We start from the raw sequence: 17,122 nt of genomic DNA, 5'->3' as shown, positions 1-17,122 counted from the left end.
TTATGCGGTTATGCTGCTATCTATCACCTGATTGTTCCAGGAAATATGCTGTACGTTTTTGTTTGTATCAAAATAAAAATCTATCCTACCTAAAAGAAGACCAGCCCATCCCACCTGATTGACAAGAACATTTTTGCCTTGTCTGTTGGTAAAGGATTGTGGTTCCGGTAAGAATGTATGAGTATGGCCTCCTAAGATAATATCAATATTTTCTGTATTGGCCGCTAAAATTTTATCACTTATTTTATCCGGTTCGTCTCTGTAGTCGTATCCGATGTGCGAAAGACAAATCACCAGATCACATTTCTGATCTTTTTTCAGAAAATTTGAATAATGCTGTGCTACATCAATCGGGTTGGAATAAACAGTTTCCCCGTACTGTTTTTTACCTACAAGACCATCCAGCTGGATTCCCACCCCGAAAATCCCTACTTTGATTCCATTTTTGTTGAATATCTGATAAGGAGAGGTTTTCCCGTCAAGAATGGTATTTTTAAAGTCATAGTTGGAACAGATAAATGGAAACTTCGCATTTGGAAGCACCTTTAAAAATCCATCAAGTCCATTGTCGAAATCATGATTTCCCATGGTAGAGGCGTCATATTTCATCATAGACATTAATTTGAATTCCAGCTCACCTCCAAAGAAATTAAAATAAGGTGTTCCCTGAAAAATATCCCCTGAATCAAGAAGAAGAACATTGCTTTCCTGGTTTCTGATCTGTTGGATTAAGCTTGCCCTTCTTGCAAAACCTCCCTGATTGGGATTTTTGGTATAGCTCGCGTCAAAAGGCTCTATTCTGCTATGTTGGTCATTGGTATGAAGAATAGTCAGTTTATTTGCAGATTTTAAATTAAGAATTTTTAATTCCTCCGCCATCATCATATTGGGAGCTAAAGCCATTGCTAAAGATCCGCCTCCTATTGCTTTTAAAAAACTTTTTCTATCCATTATTACTTCCCGATAAAATTTAAACGAACATCCGAATTAACCACCACTTCAGGTGATTTTTTAAAATAATCGATAAACATATCTCTCATTTTAATCCCTGTTGCAATGGTTTCTCCTTTAGCAAAGAATTTCATATTGTCTCCGCCCAGGGCAAGATAGTCTGAAGTGGCAATATAATAATCTTTAGCCGGATCTACTGTGTTGCCGTTGATTAAGGCTTTGGTTACCTGTCCGTTTTTTGTTTCAATGTATAAATGAGAAACAGGATTGTTGACCTGCGTTTTTGCATAATACTCAAAAAGACCCTGTAAATCTGCTCCCTTCATTTTCACAATCACTACTTCATTTTCGAAAGGCATTACCTCAAATACATTTTTAAGTAAAATATCTCCTTTTCCGATAGTGGTACGGATCCCTCCGATATTGATCAGTGCAGCATCTACATTTTGCTTAAGATGAGTTTTGATCCACTCATTACCTCCTTCAAACGTATAGTCAGCTAAAAGATTACCCAGATTGCTGTTATCGCCCTGTTTGGTAAGATCCACATTGGTATGTGAAATCTTCTGGTTCATTTCTTGATCCAGTTTCTGCTTATAAGGTTCGATCAATTTTACAAACTCCTCATCATTCTTTAGCTCATTATTAATAGAAATATTTTTCTGGGTCTTTACATTCACAAGCTGCGGCACAGAAGCCGTTTTGCATGCAGTAAGCGACACCAGAGCAATTCCTAATAACAAGAATTTATTTTTCATAATCTCTTTTAGTATATGCAAATATAACTATATGTATAATAAAACATTATTATTTATTACAAATTCTTACCGTAAATGATTAAATTTGGCAAAAATAATTCTAACAGATGAGCATTTTAAAAGGAGTAGGTGTTGCATTGGTAACGCCCTTTAATGAAGATTTATCCGTAGACTTCGACAGTTTAACAAAACTTGTGGAGTACAATATCGAAAACGGAACCAATTATTTGGTAGTATTGGGAACAACGGCAGAAGCCGCAACGCTTTCTGCAGAGGAGAAGAAACAGGTAATTGAGCATATCATTAAGGTGAATAATAAACGTCTTCCATTGGTTTTGGGAATTGGCGGCAACAATACTCTTGAAGTCAAGAAACAGATTGAAGAAGCTGATCTTTCTGCATTTGAAGCAGTACTTTCAGTATCTCCATATTATAATAAACCGAACCAGGAAGGGCTTTATCAGCATTATAAGGCATTAGCTTCCACAGGAAAAAATATTATCATTTATAATGTTCCGTCAAGAACAGGGCAAAATGTAGAAGCTGATACTACACTTCGTCTTGCAAAGGAATTCCCGAATTTGTTTTTGATTAAAGAAGCTTCTCCTAACATTCTTCAGTATTTTGATATTCTGAGAAAGAAACCTGAAGGATTTTCTTTAGTTTCAGGAGATGATGAATATACATTACCTGTAACATTAGCCGGTGGAGATGGTGTAATTTCCGTAATCGGACAGGCGTATCCTAAAGAATTTTCAACAATGGTACAGCTGGCTTTCGAAGGTAAAGTAAAGGAAGCTTATGAAATTCACAACAAACTGGTAGATATTACCCGCCTGATTTTTGCTGAAGGTAATCCTTGTGGTATTAAGGTAATATTGGCTGAAAAAGGAATCATCAAAAATTATCTTAGACTTCCTTTGGTAAAAGCTTCTGAAGGTCTTCATGCAAAAATTAAAGCTGAAATGGCTAAGATTTAATAATGATCTGACAAAATGAATTTTAATCATGTTAAAACTCATCAATATCATTGAACAATATAAAGAGTGAAAAGTTTAGGCTTTTCACTTTTTTTAATCATCATAATATAACCAATCATGAAATTACAACAGGCAACAGCTGCAGACATCCCGTTGATTCAGGATCTTGCAAGACGATCATGGGAAAATGCCTATGCAGACATTCTTTCCAAAGAACAAATGGAGTTTATGCTCTCAGAAATGTATTCTGAAAATGAAATTTTACATCATTTCCAAAATCCGAATTATCATTATTATCTTATTCAGGATGAAAATAATAATACTTGTGAAGGCTTTATCGGATATGAGCACAACTATGAAGAGGAAACCACAAAGTTACACAGGATTTATCTGGTTCCTGAGAGTAAAGGAAAAGGATTTGGGAAAGGAGCACTTCAGTTTCTGAATGAGAAAGTTTCTGAAAACGGAAACAACAGAATTATCCTGAATGTCAATAAATACAATTCAGCCAGAAACTTCTACGAATCCCAGGGATATAGAGTGTATGACGAAGGTGTCTTTGATATTGGTAACGGTTTTGTGATGGATGATTTTCTTATGGAATATCTAATTCACAGATAAATGACTTAAAATTTTGTAACTTTATCCTGTAATTCTATAACAAGTGATTTCTTTTTTTGATTCATCTTTGCTTCAGAACCAAATCACTTATACAATACATTCATATGCTTGGTTTTGAGCTGAAAAGCTTTTTATCAGTATATTTTTTTCATCCTTAGTGTTTAAATTCCTGTATTCTAAAATACAGGAGTTTTTTCGTATTTATAGTAAAATATTAAAAATATATACCTATTTCACATTTACTTGAAATAAATTATTATATTTACTCCATAAATTGGCTTATATATACTAGGATGAAAATGTATGTTAAATTTGATTTCAATGCTCTTTGTAAAAAGGTATTGGACGAGAAACTTAAAGAACACGGGCTGAAGTACAGGTTACTGAACTTCGGTGAGGTGGAATTCTATGAGCCCCTTACTCAGGAACAGCACAATCTTTTTAAGAAAAATCTTGAAGATTATGGTATCGAGATCATAGAAAGCCAAAAAAACGCGTTGGTACAGAAAATCAAAGATGCTATTGTAGAGCTTGTCTTTTCTGATGAAATTATACCTGTAAAAGCATCTATCTATATTTCTGAAAAACTTAATCACAGCTATGGATACCTTTCCAATCTGTTTTCAGAAGTTGCTTTTACCTCTATTGAGAATTTTATTATTCTGCAGAAGATAGAGCATGCGAAGGCTCTTATCATAAGAAACAAACAAAGCCTTACAGAAATTGCCCATAAGCTGAACTATTCCAGTGTGGCGCATTTAAGTACCCAATTTAAAAATACAACAGGAATTACTCCATCCCAGTTTCAAAAAATTATTGGCAGGCGAAGAAGAGTACAAAGCACGGTAATAAACCCTAAAATGCAGTATGAATAAAGAATTTCTGAACGTAATAGTAGCAGATAACGATGAAAACATCTTGATTTTTTTTAAAAAAATTCTGAAAGAGTTGAAAATCTCTATAAAAGTTCAATGTTTCAGTAACGGGAACAGCCTGATGGAATACCTGAATAATGATGATGCCGTAGTTCCGGAACTTGTTTTTATAAATTATATGATTCCCGGAAAAGAGAGCATGGAATGTCTGGAAGATATCAGTTCGAATGCAAAATTCAACAACATGGTGACAGCCATTTTTTCTGATCCGATTCCGGAAAATGAAGTAGAAGAAATTTTTGTGAAAGGTGCTCACATTTTTATGAAAAAACCGGACTGTTTTGATAAACTCAGAAAGGTTCTTACAGAAGTTATTACCATCAACTGGCAGTATCACACGTCGGGTTTGAATAAAGATAATTTAATCCTGAAAGTATGATGAATAAAGGATTTATTAATTTAATGTTAATAATTTAAAAATCGTATTTATTGCATACTATTCACAAATAGGTGAAAATTTTATAACTAATCATTAAAATAATATAAAAGGCATCTGAATTAATATACGGACATTTGTAAAAGTAAACTCAGACACAAATTTATTATATAGTACAAGATACAGATGAATGAGAAGTAATTGTTTCTAAAAATAAAAAAATTATATAAATCACGATGTTAGTTAAACAAAATGAATTATACTAATTTTCCAATTTTAAAGCACAGAAGATCTTTAAACAAAACGGTACAATCATGAAAACTCAATAAGTAGTTGGAGGTATTTTTATTCGTTTCATTCCCTCATCTCCATCGAAACACAGTTAGTTTTTATAATAAGCAAGTTGGAAAAAATAATTCATTTTGTTTTTTTATAATTTATTTTAATAGTAATGGTTTTAGCTCATTATTATATTGTTATATAAATATTTTCACACCACATCACAAAATATTAAACCTGAACTATTAAAATAAATTTTTTTGGACATACCAAAAAGTAATTTCTTCTAAATAACAGTTTTATAAGGGGGCCGCAGGAAGTTTTTTTCTGCGGTTTTTTTATGATATTTTACTCCACTTATTTTTTCCTTTGTAGTATCTGATATAATAATTTTTGATGATCAGATTGTCAGGTCTTGAAAGCATAGGATCAGCTTCCAGTATTCTTTCTACCGTATTTTTTGTTGTTTTGATGATCGCCGAGTCATTAATAAGATCCAGTCTTTTAAAATCTACCACACCACTTTGCTGGGTTCCCAGTATATCTCCGGGCCCGCGAAGCTGCATATCTACCTCAGAAATTTTAAAACCATCATTGGTTTCAGTCATTGTTTTAATACGTGTTCGGCTTTCTTTTGATAATTTATCGGAAGTCATCAGGATACAGTAACTTTGTTCAGCACCTCTTCCTACACGTCCTCTGAGCTGGTGAAGCTGTGATAGTCCGAACCTTTCAGAACTTTCAATCACCATTACCGAAGCATTCGGAACATTTACCCCAACTTCAATTACTGTGGTTGCAACCATTATTTCAGCTTTTCCTGAAGCAAAATAAGCCATGGCAGCATCTTTTTCATCCGGTTTCATTTTCCCGTGAAGCATAGTGACATTATATTCTGAAAAATAATCCATCACATGCTCCAAACCTTCCATAAGGTTTTTATAATCCAGCGTTTCTGATTCTTCGATGAGAGGATATACGAAATAAACCTGTCTTCCTTTTTTTATTTCATCTTTACAAAAGTTATATACATACAGTCTGTCTTTTTCCCGGCGGTGGGCTGTAATAATAGGCTTTCTTCCCACAGGCATTTCATCAATTACCGAAACATCCAGATCAGAATAAAAACTCATGGCCAGAGTTCTTGGAATTGGTGTGGCGGTCATCACCAGAATATGAGGCGGAATCTTATTTTTAGCCCAGAGTTTAGCCCTTTGAGCAACTCCGAATCTATGCTGCTCATCAATAATGGCTAATCCCAGATTTTTAAATTTAACTTTATCTTCTAAAACGGCATGAGTTCCTACCAAAATAGAAAGTGTACCACTTTCCAGTTCTTCATGGATAATTCTTCTTTCTGCTGCTTTGGTAGAACCTGTGAGGAGGCGGATATTGATTCCTGTTTTTTCCAACAGCTCTTTGATACCATTGTAATGCTGCTGGGCAAGAATCTCCGTTGGAGCCATCAGGCAGCTCTGAAACCCATTGTCCATTGCGATAAGCATGGTAAGAAGGGCAACCATTGTTTTTCCTGATCCTACATCTCCCTGTAAAAGCCTGTTCATCTGAATCGGCCTTTTCATATCCATACGAATTTCCTTTAAAACTCTTTTTTGTGCATTGGTAAGCTCAAAAGGAAGATGGTTTTCATAAAAATCATTGAAGTGATCTCCAATAATAGGGAAAGGATTACCGTGGGATTGTGTTTTATGATGAAGCTTCTTTAAACCGTATCCTAACTGAAAGAAAAATGATTCTTCAAATTTCAGTCTGTAATCTGCTTTATCAAAATGCTCCTGATCTTTTGGAAAATGTACATTCAGAAAAGCATGCTGCCTGGACATGAATTTAAAGGTTTTCATCAGATATTCCGGAAAATTTTCTTCAATAAGACTCGGAATCTCTCTGCAGATATTTCTTAAAACATTCTGGAAAAATCGTTGGTTTAATCCTCTTTTGGTTAGTTTTTCAGAACTTGGATAAATAGGTTTAAGGCGGGTGTCACCCTCTTTTTTTTCTTCCGCTTCAATTTCCGGATGCGGCATGGAAAACTGGCGGTTGAAAACATTAATCTTTCCGAAGATATAAACTTCCCTGTTGATGGGAAGCTGTTCTTTCAACCACTTGGAATATTGAAACCAAACCAGATCTATACTACCTGTTTCATCATTGAACTTTGCAGATAATCGCTTGGTTTTACCGGTCTGAATTTCCTGTACCTGAGTAATTCTACCCTTCAGCTGTATTTCCTGACTGGTCTCTTCTCTAAGCTGAGAAACAGTATAGATTTTACTTTTGTCCAGATAACGGATAGGGTAGAAATTCAACATATCTTCCACAGTAGATAAGCCCAACACACTTTTGATGAGTTTGGCTCTTTCCGGACCTATTCCTTTTACATATTCTATGGAGGTTTCGAGATTCATTGTCAGGTTTCAGGATACTGTTTTTCGAACTTTTTGATTCTTATTTCGGATAATAAAAATAAAGGTCCGAATTTCGGTAAAATAAAAAAGACTTCCAAAAAAATTGGAAGTCTCTATAATGAATTTTTTAGCATTGAAACAGAAAATCGGTGTTTCAAAGTTCTGAATTAATTTTTGATTTTAGATTTGAATTTTTTCTGGTAATCCTCCCATTGTTCTCTGGTCTTAATCTTTTTAAACAGATCTTTGGAAATCAGTTCCAGATAAGGTTCCAGTTCTTTGGCAGACAATTCTCCCTGAAGAATGGTGATGGGATCGCCATGCTCATCCAGAAATACTGTACTTGGAACGGCTCCTACATTCATATACTGGGTAAACTCATGCAGAGAATTTTTTCCCTTTCTATGTTCAGTATTTGGATTGGAAAATGTTCTTCCGAAAATTTCAATGCTCTTTTTTTCTTCTGCATTAAACTTTACAGGATAATAATTCTCATTTAATATCTGAGCCAGTACAGGGTGGCCGTACGTTTTTTTATCCATGATTTTGCATGGACCACACCAGTCTGCGTAGAAATCAATTAATATTTTTTTGGGACTTTCCTTTTGGGCTTTTAAAGCTTCTTCAATGGTCATCCACTTTACTTGTGCAAAACTAAAATTTAATAAAAATAAGAGTGTTATGCTTAAAATTTTCTTCATATTGTGATATTTGGATAAAAATAAGCATGATTACTTATTTTTTATTTTACATCTTGCATTAATTTTTTCACGTACGGAGATATCAAAATTAATACCACTCCGGCAATTACCGCATATAATCCTAATTGTTTATATCCATCGGTATAAGTGATCAATGTATCATAGTTGGTAGAACCTTCTTTGGCTGTGGCAAGACTGGCCCCAATAATTCCTGCAACATACTGCCCATACGCTGATGCAAGAAACCACATTCCCATCATCATTCCCTGAAGATTCTTGGTAGAAAGCTTGGTCATGATGGATAAACCGATAGGAGAAAGGCATAATTCCCCAAGGGTAATGATAAGCAATGCCAGTGTGAAGAAGTTCAGTGAAGTGATTCCCTGAAGGTCTGCGAAGAGGCGCGTTGCAAATAAAACATAATATCCTAATCCTAAGAAAATAAATCCTAATCCGAATTTGATAATCGTGTTGGGTTCAATTTTTCTTTTGTTCAGCCAGATCCATAGAAGTCCGATCAATGGGGCAAGAAAAATAATGAAGAAAGCTCCTCCTGAGTTATTCACTCCATTTGGGTCTAATCCAAAAAGATCTTTATTCAGGTTTTTAGCTGCGAAAATGCTCAAAGAACCTCCGCTTTGCTCATAGATTCCCCAGAATATGATTGAAAATATAATGAAAACCAAAGCTGCCCAAAGTTTTTTACGTTCAGATGCCGTTACTTTAGACATTTCATAGAACAGATAGATTAAAGTTAAAGGTCCGATGGTCCACATAAAATAATCTGTATACTCAGTCTTGGCTACCATGGTCATGATGATGGGTACAAAAACCAATGACAAAACATATACTCCGTATTCTTTCCATTTTGGAATTGGAGCTGCTTTTACCTCTGCTAAAGGGTGTCCCGGCTGTAAACCGATAGTTCCTAGTGTTCTCTGTGTAAATACAAAATTAATTAAGCTTACAACCATTACTATTGCAGCAAGACCAAAAGCAATATGCCACCTCATTTCTTCTGCAATAATGTTGCTTAAGAATTCTCCTTTACCAATGGCAATACATAAATAACCGCCTAGCAATGCTCCGAGATTAATTCCTGCATAAAAAAGTGAGAATCCGGCATCTGCTCTTGAATCATTAGGTTTGTAAAGCTGTCCTACCATAGATGAAATATTAGGTTTGAAGAAACCTGTTCCTACGACAGTGAAAGCTATTCCTAAGAAAAAGAATTTATGGGGATCGGTAGCCAGGATTAAACTTCCTACGATCATTAGCAGCCCGCCCCAGAACAGGGATTTTCGGAATCCTAAAATTTTATCAGCAAAAAGACCTCCCACAAAGGTAAAGGCATATACAAAGGCCTGAGTGGCACCGTATTGAAGGTTGGCTTCTTTTTCATGGAAATTAAGCTGTGAGATCATGAAGAAGACCAGCATTCCACGCATTCCGTAGAAACAGAAACGTTCCCACATTTCAGAGAAAAACAGGCTCCAGATTTGTCTGGGATATTTTCCTTTGAAATTTTGTATTTCATCTAAAGTTAAGCTCATAATGATATATGATTAAGTTCTAATTAAGGGTTTTTATTTTCCTGATCCAGTTCAAAACGGATTCTGTCCTGGTCAATAATTTGTTTTAATTCTTCTTCTTTTGGGAGGTACAGCAGGTATTTGCTGGCAAATAAATTGTTTTTATCATTCAAAACGGAGTATTTTACAATGGTCTCATCTTTTTCTGAACATAATAAAATTCCGATGGTCGGATTATCACCTTCACCGCGTTTCAGATCATCATACATTCTTACATACATATCAATCTGTCCGATATCCTGATGAGAGAGTTCGCCGGTTTTCAAGTCAATGATGACAAAGCATTTTAAAATGTAATTATAGAAGACAAGGTCGATATAAAAATCCGATGTATCTGTTGAAATATGTTGTTGTCTGGCTACAAAAGCGAATCCTTTCCCAAATTCAAGCAAAAACTTTTGAATATGGTCAATAATGGCTGTTTCAATTTCTTTTTCAGAAAATTGTTCATCAGCTTTTAGACCGAGAAACTCAAAAATATAAGGATCTTTTAAAACACTGTGAATAGTTTCCGGAGAAGATTTTTTATGTTCTAAAACGCGTTCATAAGCAAGGGAATTGATTTGTCTTTTAAGATCTCTGTAATTCCAGTTATTTTGAACGGATTCATTGATATAGTAATTCATTTTATCAGCATTGTCAAGCCTTATCAGTAATCTGTAATGGGTCCAGCTCAATTCGTGACGCAATGCGTCACATATTGGAAATGCATGATAAAAAGAGCGCATGTTTCTTAAGTTACTTTCATCAAATCCTTTTCCAAATTCTAAGGTAAGTTTCTGAGAAAGTTTTTTCAGCGTATATTTTCCGTATTCTGCGCGTTCTTTTCCTTGTTGTTCATCTTCAACAATCAATTTTCCAATCTGCCAGTAAGTGAGCAGTAGAGTAGAATTCGCTATACGAAACACTTTTTCGCGCGACTGCCTAATGATTTCCTTTACGGATTGGAATAAAGAATCTTCGGAAATTTCCATCATACGAAAATAAAAAAAACCTCTGACTTGGCAGAGGTTTTATGATATTTTGTTGATACAATTAGTTTACACCATGCATCATTTTCTTTAAGATAGGTGAAATTAATCCTAAAATTACAGCAGCAATCCCACAAAGTACTACGAATACCATGAAGAATTCAAATAAGTTATGGATTTCGAATCCTACAAAAGTAGGGTTGTGTAATGGTAACTGAGCTTTATCAAAAGCAGCTACCTGATCCGCTGTCAGGGTTACTTTTTTATCCAAAACATCCTGTAGATTAACACCCATTTCTTCAGCTTTCTTGAATTTATCACCTGTTGCAGGGATAAGTGCTCCCAATGAACCGGCTAATGCATAACCGGCAGCGTTAGAAATAAAGAAAACACCATATAGTAATGAAGCAAATCTTTTCGGAGCCAGCTTACCAACCAATGATAAACCAATTGGAGAAAGACAAAGCTCACCACATGTCTGGATGAAGTATAGTAGCATTAACCATTTGATGGCTAATAAACCTGAGTTTCCAAGATCTTTTACATTGTGTGCAATGATGAAATAAGAAAGAGCGATCAAAGCTAATCCCATTGCCTGTTTGAACGGAGATACCGGTTCTTTTCCTTTAGCTCTTAATTTATCCCAGATTAAACTGAAAGGAACTGCCAGAATAACAACGAAGATTCCGTTGAAGATCTGAACCATTGAAGGCGGCATATTCCATCCTAAAATGTTTCTGTCTGTTTGGTTATCTGCAATAAATGTTAATGAAGATCCTGCCTGTTCGAACGCAGCCCAGAAGAAAATAATAAAGAATGATACGATATAAATTACCCAGATTCTCTGTCTTTCAACTTTATTTTCAGCAGAAGACATAATTAAGAAGGCAAGAGAAATACCAGCTGAATAGATGAATGGATAAATGATTCCTTTAATCAATTGCCCCATTTCTACAGAATTGAATCCAAACTCACCTACAAGAAGATATCTGAAAAGGAAGAATAAAACTACAAATATTCCACCAGTGATTCCTAAAGCCTGGCCAGAGAATTTAGCAGTCTGCGTTTCTCCTTCTTCAAAGTCAGCACTTGTATTGTTTTTCGGTAATCCTCCGATAGGTCTTCCTTCCGGAGTTACTACATATTTGTTTTTAAGGATAAAGAATGTTACCGTTCCGATTACCATGGCAATAGAAGCTGCCAGGAATCCCCATTTGAAAGCGAAGATATCTCTTACTCCTGTTGCTGCATCTTTTACGTCTCCTACGTATGGACAGATGAACTGACCAAGGAAAGCCCCGATGTTGATCCCCATGTAGAAAATAGTGAAGGCAGAATCCAGTTTAGACTTTTCCTGTTTTGGATAAAGGCTTCCCACCATTGAAGAAATATTCGGTTTGAAGAATCCGTTACCAAAAATGATCACGAATAATGCCAGCCACATGATAAGTTTGGCACTACCAATATCCGCTGAAAAAGTTGAGGCACTGATGAATAATAAGAACTGGCCAATAGCCATTAACGATCCACCAATGATGATCGCATATCTGTTTCCGATATATTTATCAGCAATAAATCCTCCCAAAAGAGGTGTTAAATAACATAAAGCTAGAAATCCACCATAGATGATCGCTGCATCAGCTTCTTTTATCAATAAGGAATTTACCATGAAGAGCGTCAAAAGAGCTCTCATTCCATAAAAGTTGAAACGCTCCCACATTTCTGTTCCGAAAAGAACCCATAATCCTTTAGGATGCCTGGAATTCTTATTCTCTACAAATTCATCCGGTTTCGGACTCAATGCTTCAATATTATCCATTTCTATTGTTAATTTTTGTTAAGACTGACAAATATAGTTTATTTTGGGTTTTTGGCAAGGTTTTAATTTTATTTTTAAATAAAAAAGCTGCGGGACTATTCCGCAGCTTAGTTATCTTTATCATATTGAGCATTTTAATGCCCTTTTTCTGTCATAATCTTATTCAGCCTTTTTAACATAGAAAGACCTAAAAGTGTAGCAAATATTAACAAAGCGAAATTAACAAGGAAATAATTCGTTTTGTTTTCATAATTGTACCATGTACTTGCCAGGATTCCTGAAAGCTTATTTCCCACAGAGTTGGCCAGGAAAAATCCTCCCATCATCAATGCTGTAATCCTTGCAGGAGAAAGTTTGGAAACAAAAGAAAGCCCCATTGGAGACAGGCACAGCTCACCGATAGTAATGACTCCGTAGCTGGCAACCAGCCATAGAGGAGATACTTTTACAGCGCCATTGTCTCCGGCCATTACGGCTAACACCATGACAAGGCAGGAAAGTCCTGAAATAAATAAACCTAAAACGATCTTGGTAGGCGTTAATGGTTCTTTTCCTTTTCTTCTCAACAATGCCCAGAATCCTACAATAACCGGAGTTAGCGCAATAACCCAGAACGGATTGATAGACTGAAACAGTTCTGTATTGTACAGATAAACTTTGTTTTCAGGGTTTTTCTCAAGAGTCGCACGCTGCTCTGGGGATATGTTTTTAAAGTATACATCTTTTCCCATTTCTTTTTTAGTCTCCCCATTATCATCTTTCTGAGAACGGAACTGATTATCATAGACAGGAGTTTCTTTGTCTTCATAGCTCTTCCCATCTACCATATAGATACCTTCCAATGGCTTTTCAAGAGAAGCAGGAACACTTCTGTCCGTGTAATAATTAGCCCATCTTGTCAATGCTGTACCGTTTTGTTTGAAAACCGCCCAGAAGAACATACTGATCAGGAATACAGAAAGTAATGCTCCGATAGAGGCTTTTTCATCAGGTTTAGCCTTAAAGTAGAGGGATGCATAGAAATAAATAACAGGTACACACGCAAAAATAAAGGCATCCGTACTGTCACTTCCAAAAATATTATCAGGGATAAACCAACCTATTGCTCCGGCAACGATAGCAGGAACAAATACTTTGATCAGAATCTCTGAAAGTTTTGTATCACCTTCCTGTACAGGTTTCATCTGTGCAGCATGAATGTAATGCTTTCTTCCGATGGTAAAAATAACCATTCCGATAAGCATTCCTACACCCGCAGTGATAAAAGCTTCACCCCAACCGAATTTATTACGCATGAAAGCGGCAATAATATTACAGATAAATGCCCCGATATTGATTCCCATATAGAAAATATTATACCCAGAGTCTTTATTAGCTTTATAAGGTTCTTCTGAATAAAGGTTTCCTAATAATGTGGAAATAGTAGGCTTAAAGAAACCGTTTCCAATAATAATTAATGCCAGAGAGGTATAAAACAGGGGTAAATCTTTAAAAACTCCCATACCTATATATCCTGCAGCCATTAAAAAACCTCCAAGATAAATAGATTTGATATATCCTAACACTCTGTCTGCCAGGAATCCTCCAATAAAGGGAGTCAGATAAGTTAAAGCAATATAAGTTCCGAAAATGTCATCAGCAGTTTTATCCGGAAGTCCAAGTCCGCCTTTCATGCCCGTAGGCTCAATAACATATAGAACAAAGATTCCAAGAATCAGGTAATACCCGAAACGCTCCCACATTTCTGTAAAGAATAGATAGGGCAGCCCTTTAGGATGTTTAGTCTTCATATAATCAATTTTCAAATTTCCCAAAAATAGCTTTTTAATTTTAATTGATAAAATAAATAATAGCTGCGTAAATGATTAATGAAATAAATAAGAAAAATGAATGTGCAGACAGGTTTTCTTTATTTAAAAACTTGTACATATTTCACAAATTAAAATACAATGAATAAACATAAAATATGCATATGTATTTCCTTTGTGAGTGATATTTGTTTTCTATTTTCGCCTATGTCAATAGTGACACGTAATTAAAAAAACATTTATTATGAAAAAGATCAATTTAAAAAAGATGAAAGGAAGTTTATCCCGAAATGAGTTGAAAACCATTAAAGGGGGATTAAGAGAGGAAGATCCTATTTCGGATGCAGGATGTGCATGTACCAATGCAGCATGTGCAAATACTCATAATGGGAATGGTGATTCGTATTGCAACGGTACTTTTTGTTGTGGGTAATTAAAGTAAATCTTTTAAAATGGCAACAGGAAACTGTTGCTATTTTTTTTAAATACAAAAAGTTATAGTAAAATGACACGCAAAAGCTATACTGCTGTTATCAATTACCTGGATGATAATAAAATACATATTGATAAGGATGAGTTTGAACTTCAATTGGAAGGGCATCCCAATTTTCCAAGCCTTCTGGCATTTTCTGATGCTTTACATTTTTTCAATATTGAAAATTACAGTTACAGAATTGATAATGATGAAAAAGATATTTTACCTGAGGATTTTCTGGCTTTAGTAAAAGGAGAATTGGCAGTGGTGAATAATATAGGTGATAAAATAACAGTCAATGGTTCTCAAACGGAAGATTTTTTTTCAGAATGGGAAAATATAATACTTATTATAGAAAAGCCTGAGGAGCAGTTCAATACAAAATCAAAACTAGATTATACATACATTAACTGGGGAATTGTAACGCTGCTGTTTCTGTTCCTTTTCGTTTATGATGATTCCAATCTGGTTTTGAAACTGATCTTTGCGGCTACAGGACTTATCGGATTCATATTTGCCCGTGAAGCCTACAAAAAAACGCATGGGAAAGGAACATTCATACCGGTTGGAGTATGTAAAAGCAATTATCTGAATACGGATTGTGACCTGGTTTTTAATTCGAAAAAATGGAAGATTTTTAATAAAATAGATTTATCTGAGATTTCACTGCTGTTTTTTACCAGTCAGATCGTGTGTTTTATTTTATTGAGTCTGATAAAAAATATTGAATTCTTTTTTGAGATCTATCAATATGGATTATTTGCATTCATACCCGTTGCTTTCTTATCCTTATTCTATCAGGTATTTGTTGTTAAAAAGTATTGTCCTGTCTGCATGGTAATCATAACCTCAGTATGTATTCAGCTGGTGGCTGCCAATCTTATCTCATTTACCAGTAAAAAACCGGACATAACTGTTGTTCTGTTTCTAATAGGAAGTTTAGGTTCGCTCATTGTTTTGATGAATTTTAGGATAAAAAATAAGAAGGGACAGAAAGATGAAAATACCCTAAAAAGAAATCTGAAATTCAGGAGAAACTATCAGTTTTTCAAAAATAATTTGTCTTTACAGAAAAAAGTTGAGAATAAAGATTTTTCGAACGCTTTTGTGTTTGGAAATGAAAAAGCAGATCAAACTTTAACCTTTATTACCAATCCTTTTTGTAAACATTGCAAAGAATTTTATCCTGTTTTTCTAAAGCTGGTAAAAAAGTATTCTAATGATTTGAGAATCAATATTTTCTTTGATATAGATCTTAGCAGGGATGATCTTGATAATAGAACGGTTCATGTCAACCTTACCAATATTTATATCAATAGTGAAAATAAAATAGAATTTCTGGAAGCGTTGAGCAGCTGGTATGATGTTCAGGGCTATAATGAAGACAAAAGTGGCTGGTATCATAAGTATTCTAAATATTTTGGAAGTTCAGAGAATGCACTTGCATTATTAAAAGGACATGAAGAATGGGTAAGCAGCAATGGGGTGTATTTTACACCCAATATCTTTATCAATGACACGGAATACCCGGTTCAGTATGAAAGAGCAGATCTGGAATTCTTTATCCCGGAATTATTATCCGAAAATTAAATTGTTATGAAAAGCTTATTATTTATATTGCTTGGAACTGTAATGTTTTTTTCCCAGAACAACAGGTTCATCTATGAGGTGAAATACAAGAAAGATTCAACCTCAAAAGATATTACCAGGGAAAATTATTATCTGGATATCACAAAAGAGGATATAGCGTATTACAACAGACTGAATTATATTAATGATTCAGTATTTACTGCTACCGGGCACTATGGATTTAAAGGTAATAGATTGACTTCTTTTTTAATAAAAAAGAAGGATGATAATATATACCAAAACTATGAATATATTGGAGATGTGAATTTTTATAGACTGTCTGAAGAAACGAAGCAACATTGGAATATTACAGACAGTATAAAGATTTCCAGTAATTTCCAACTTCAAAAAGCTACTACACAGTTCGGAGGAAGAAACTGGATCGCATGGTTTACTAAAGATATCCCAATGCCCTACGGACCTTATAAGTTTAACGGATTACCGGGATTGATTATGGAATTGTATGATACAAAAAAGAATTATTATTTTAATGTAATTAAGAGTGAAAAGATTCCGGATGAATATCAACGTAATTCATTAAATGCCTCTATATCCAGAGCAATTCCCGTTACTCAGAAAGATTTAAATAAACTAAGGCTGGACCTCTATTCCAATCCCTTTAAATATGTCTTGAATGGAAATCTGACCATGCGCGAAGGACAAAAATTGCAGCTTGATGATGGTACAATTCTCTCCAAAGAACAGCTGAAACCCGCAGAAGCCAACGAAAGAAAAAAGTTAAAAGCCTTTAATAATCCTATAGAACTGGATAAAGCGGTGAAATACCCTAAATAATAAAAA

15 protein-coding genes are annotated in these 17,122 nt (G+C 34.8%); 7 read left to right on the top strand and 8 right to left on the bottom strand.

Annotation, left to right across the window (positions count from 1 at the left end):
- Positions 1-951 (bottom strand): bifunctional metallophosphatase/5'-nucleotidase, encoded by a 951-nt coding sequence (locus AB1278_RS19565; RefSeq protein ID WP_202843513.1) that lies wholly within the window; start codon positions 949-951, stop codon positions 1-3.
- Positions 952-953: 2 nt separating this feature from the next.
- On the bottom strand, positions 954-1,709 hold the full coding sequence (locus AB1278_RS19560; RefSeq protein ID WP_202843511.1) for a 5'-nucleotidase C-terminal domain-containing protein: 756 nt from the start codon (positions 1,707-1,709) through the stop codon (positions 954-956).
- A 107-nt stretch (positions 1,710-1,816) separates the two neighbouring features.
- Between AB1278_RS19560 and dapA the strand changes: the two genes are divergently transcribed.
- The 4 genes from dapA (at position 1,817) to AB1278_RS19540 (ending at position 4,624) form a co-directional block, all read left to right on the top strand.
- Positions 1,817-2,689, top strand: a complete 873-nt coding sequence (dapA, locus tag AB1278_RS19555) for a 4-hydroxy-tetrahydrodipicolinate synthase (RefSeq protein WP_202843509.1) — start codon at positions 1,817-1,819, stop codon at positions 2,687-2,689.
- Positions 2,690-2,806: 117 nt separating this feature from the next.
- The gene (locus AB1278_RS19550; protein ID WP_110009547.1) at positions 2,807-3,310 is read left to right on the top strand and encodes a GNAT family N-acetyltransferase; all 504 of its coding nucleotides are present in this window, start codon (positions 2,807-2,809) and stop codon (positions 3,308-3,310) included.
- A 293-nt stretch (positions 3,311-3,603) separates the two neighbouring features.
- The gene (locus tag AB1278_RS19545; RefSeq protein ID WP_110009546.1) at positions 3,604-4,185 is read left to right on the top strand and encodes a helix-turn-helix domain-containing protein; all 582 of its coding nucleotides are present in this window, start codon (positions 3,604-3,606) and stop codon (positions 4,183-4,185) included.
- Complete coding sequence (locus AB1278_RS19540) at positions 4,178-4,624, top strand: response regulator (RefSeq protein WP_202843507.1); 447 nt, start codon at positions 4,178-4,180, stop codon at positions 4,622-4,624. Before AB1278_RS19545 ends, AB1278_RS19540 begins: the two co-directional genes overlap by 8 nt.
- Positions 4,625-5,238: 614 nt before the next feature.
- On the opposite strand, the gene recG is transcribed toward AB1278_RS19540, so the two are convergent.
- The 6 genes from recG to AB1278_RS19510 form a co-directional block, all read right to left on the bottom strand.
- The gene (gene recG / locus AB1278_RS19535) at positions 5,239-7,326 is read right to left on the bottom strand and encodes an ATP-dependent DNA helicase RecG (protein WP_202843505.1); all 2,088 of its coding nucleotides are present in this window, start codon (positions 7,324-7,326) and stop codon (positions 5,239-5,241) included.
- Positions 7,327-7,493: 167 nt separating this feature from the next.
- Entirely contained in the window at positions 7,494-8,027 is a 534-nt protein-coding gene (locus AB1278_RS19530; RefSeq protein WP_202843502.1) for a thioredoxin family protein, read from the bottom strand.
- 41 nt (positions 8,028-8,068) lie between these two features.
- A complete protein-coding gene (locus AB1278_RS19525; protein ID WP_429816469.1) occupies positions 8,069-9,580 on the bottom strand; it encodes a peptide MFS transporter in 1,512 nt (503 codons plus the stop codon).
- 23 nt (positions 9,581-9,603) lie between these two features.
- Entirely contained in the window at positions 9,604-10,593 is a 990-nt protein-coding gene (locus tag AB1278_RS19520) for a PDDEXK nuclease domain-containing protein (protein WP_429817405.1), read from the bottom strand.
- Between the two features lie 61 nt (positions 10,594-10,654).
- Positions 10,655-12,409 (bottom strand): peptide MFS transporter, encoded by a 1,755-nt coding sequence (locus AB1278_RS19515; protein ID WP_343641818.1) that lies wholly within the window; start codon positions 12,407-12,409, stop codon positions 10,655-10,657.
- Between the two features lie 134 nt (positions 12,410-12,543).
- Positions 12,544-14,199: a peptide MFS transporter gene (locus AB1278_RS19510; RefSeq protein ID WP_202843490.1), complete on the bottom strand. Its 1,656-nt coding sequence runs from the start codon at positions 14,197-14,199 to the stop codon at positions 12,544-12,546.
- A 262-nt stretch (positions 14,200-14,461) separates the two neighbouring features.
- On the opposite strand from AB1278_RS19510, the gene AB1278_RS19505 reads away from it, so the two are divergent.
- The 3 genes from AB1278_RS19505 to AB1278_RS19495 all read left to right on the top strand — a co-directional run bounded on the left by AB1278_RS19505 (position 14,462) and on the right by AB1278_RS19495 (position 17,116).
- Positions 14,462-14,650, top strand: coding sequence for a hypothetical protein (locus AB1278_RS19505; protein WP_120233440.1), 189 nt, complete (start codon positions 14,462-14,464; stop codon positions 14,648-14,650).
- Between the two features lie 72 nt (positions 14,651-14,722).
- Positions 14,723-16,282 carry a vitamin K epoxide reductase family protein gene (locus AB1278_RS19500; RefSeq protein WP_429816464.1) on the top strand — a complete coding sequence of 520 codons (1,560 nt, stop codon included), beginning with the start codon at positions 14,723-14,725 and terminating at the stop codon, positions 16,280-16,282.
- Between the two features lie 6 nt (positions 16,283-16,288).
- A complete protein-coding gene (locus AB1278_RS19495) occupies positions 16,289-17,116 on the top strand; it encodes a GLPGLI family protein (RefSeq protein ID WP_120233442.1) in 828 nt (275 codons plus the stop codon).
- Positions 17,117-17,122 lie beyond the last annotated feature (6 nt).

The organism is Chryseobacterium sp. NRRL B-14798 (assembly GCF_050470705.1).
GTDB classification, from domain to species: domain Bacteria; phylum Bacteroidota; class Bacteroidia; order Flavobacteriales; family Weeksellaceae; genus Chryseobacterium; species Chryseobacterium cupriresistens.
This window is presented reverse-complemented; position numbering and strand designations above follow the sequence as displayed.

Bases quoted from the DNA above. Each gene is read 5' to 3' on its own strand.
- recG (WP_202843505.1), bottom strand. From the start codon at position 7,326: ATGAATCTCGAAACCTCCATAGAATATGTAAAAGGAATAGGTCCGGAA.
- AB1278_RS19495 (WP_120233442.1), top strand. From the start codon at position 16,289: ATGAAAAGCTTATTATTTATATTGCTTGGAACTGTAATGTTTTTTTCC.
- AB1278_RS19530 (WP_202843502.1), bottom strand. From the start codon at position 8,027: ATGAAGAAAATTTTAAGCATAACACTCTTATTTTTATTAAATTTTAGT.
- AB1278_RS19520 (WP_429817405.1), bottom strand. From the start codon at position 10,593: ATGGAAATTTCCGAAGATTCTTTATTCCAATCCGTAAAGGAAATCATT.
- AB1278_RS19560 (WP_202843511.1), bottom strand. From the start codon at position 1,709: ATGAAAAATAAATTCTTGTTATTAGGAATTGCTCTGGTGTCGCTTACT.
- AB1278_RS19500 (WP_429816464.1), top strand. From the start codon at position 14,723: ATGACACGCAAAAGCTATACTGCTGTTATCAATTACCTGGATGATAAT.
- AB1278_RS19525 (WP_429816469.1), bottom strand. From the start codon at position 9,580: ATGAGCTTAACTTTAGATGAAATACAAAATTTCAAAGGAAAATATCCC.
- AB1278_RS19515 (WP_343641818.1), bottom strand. From the start codon at position 12,409: ATGGATAATATTGAAGCATTGAGTCCGAAACCGGATGAATTTGTAGAG.
- AB1278_RS19540 (WP_202843507.1), top strand. From the start codon at position 4,178: ATGAATAAAGAATTTCTGAACGTAATAGTAGCAGATAACGATGAAAAC.
- AB1278_RS19510 (WP_202843490.1), bottom strand. From the start codon at position 14,199: ATGAAGACTAAACATCCTAAAGGGCTGCCCTATCTATTCTTTACAGAA.
- AB1278_RS19545 (WP_110009546.1), top strand. From the start codon at position 3,604: ATGAAAATGTATGTTAAATTTGATTTCAATGCTCTTTGTAAAAAGGTA.
- AB1278_RS19550 (WP_110009547.1), top strand. From the start codon at position 2,807: ATGAAATTACAACAGGCAACAGCTGCAGACATCCCGTTGATTCAGGAT.
- AB1278_RS19565 (WP_202843513.1), bottom strand. From the start codon at position 951: ATGGATAGAAAAAGTTTTTTAAAAGCAATAGGAGGCGGATCTTTAGCA.
- dapA (WP_202843509.1), top strand. From the start codon at position 1,817: ATGAGCATTTTAAAAGGAGTAGGTGTTGCATTGGTAACGCCCTTTAAT.
- AB1278_RS19505 (WP_120233440.1), top strand. From the start codon at position 14,462: ATGAAAAAGATCAATTTAAAAAAGATGAAAGGAAGTTTATCCCGAAAT.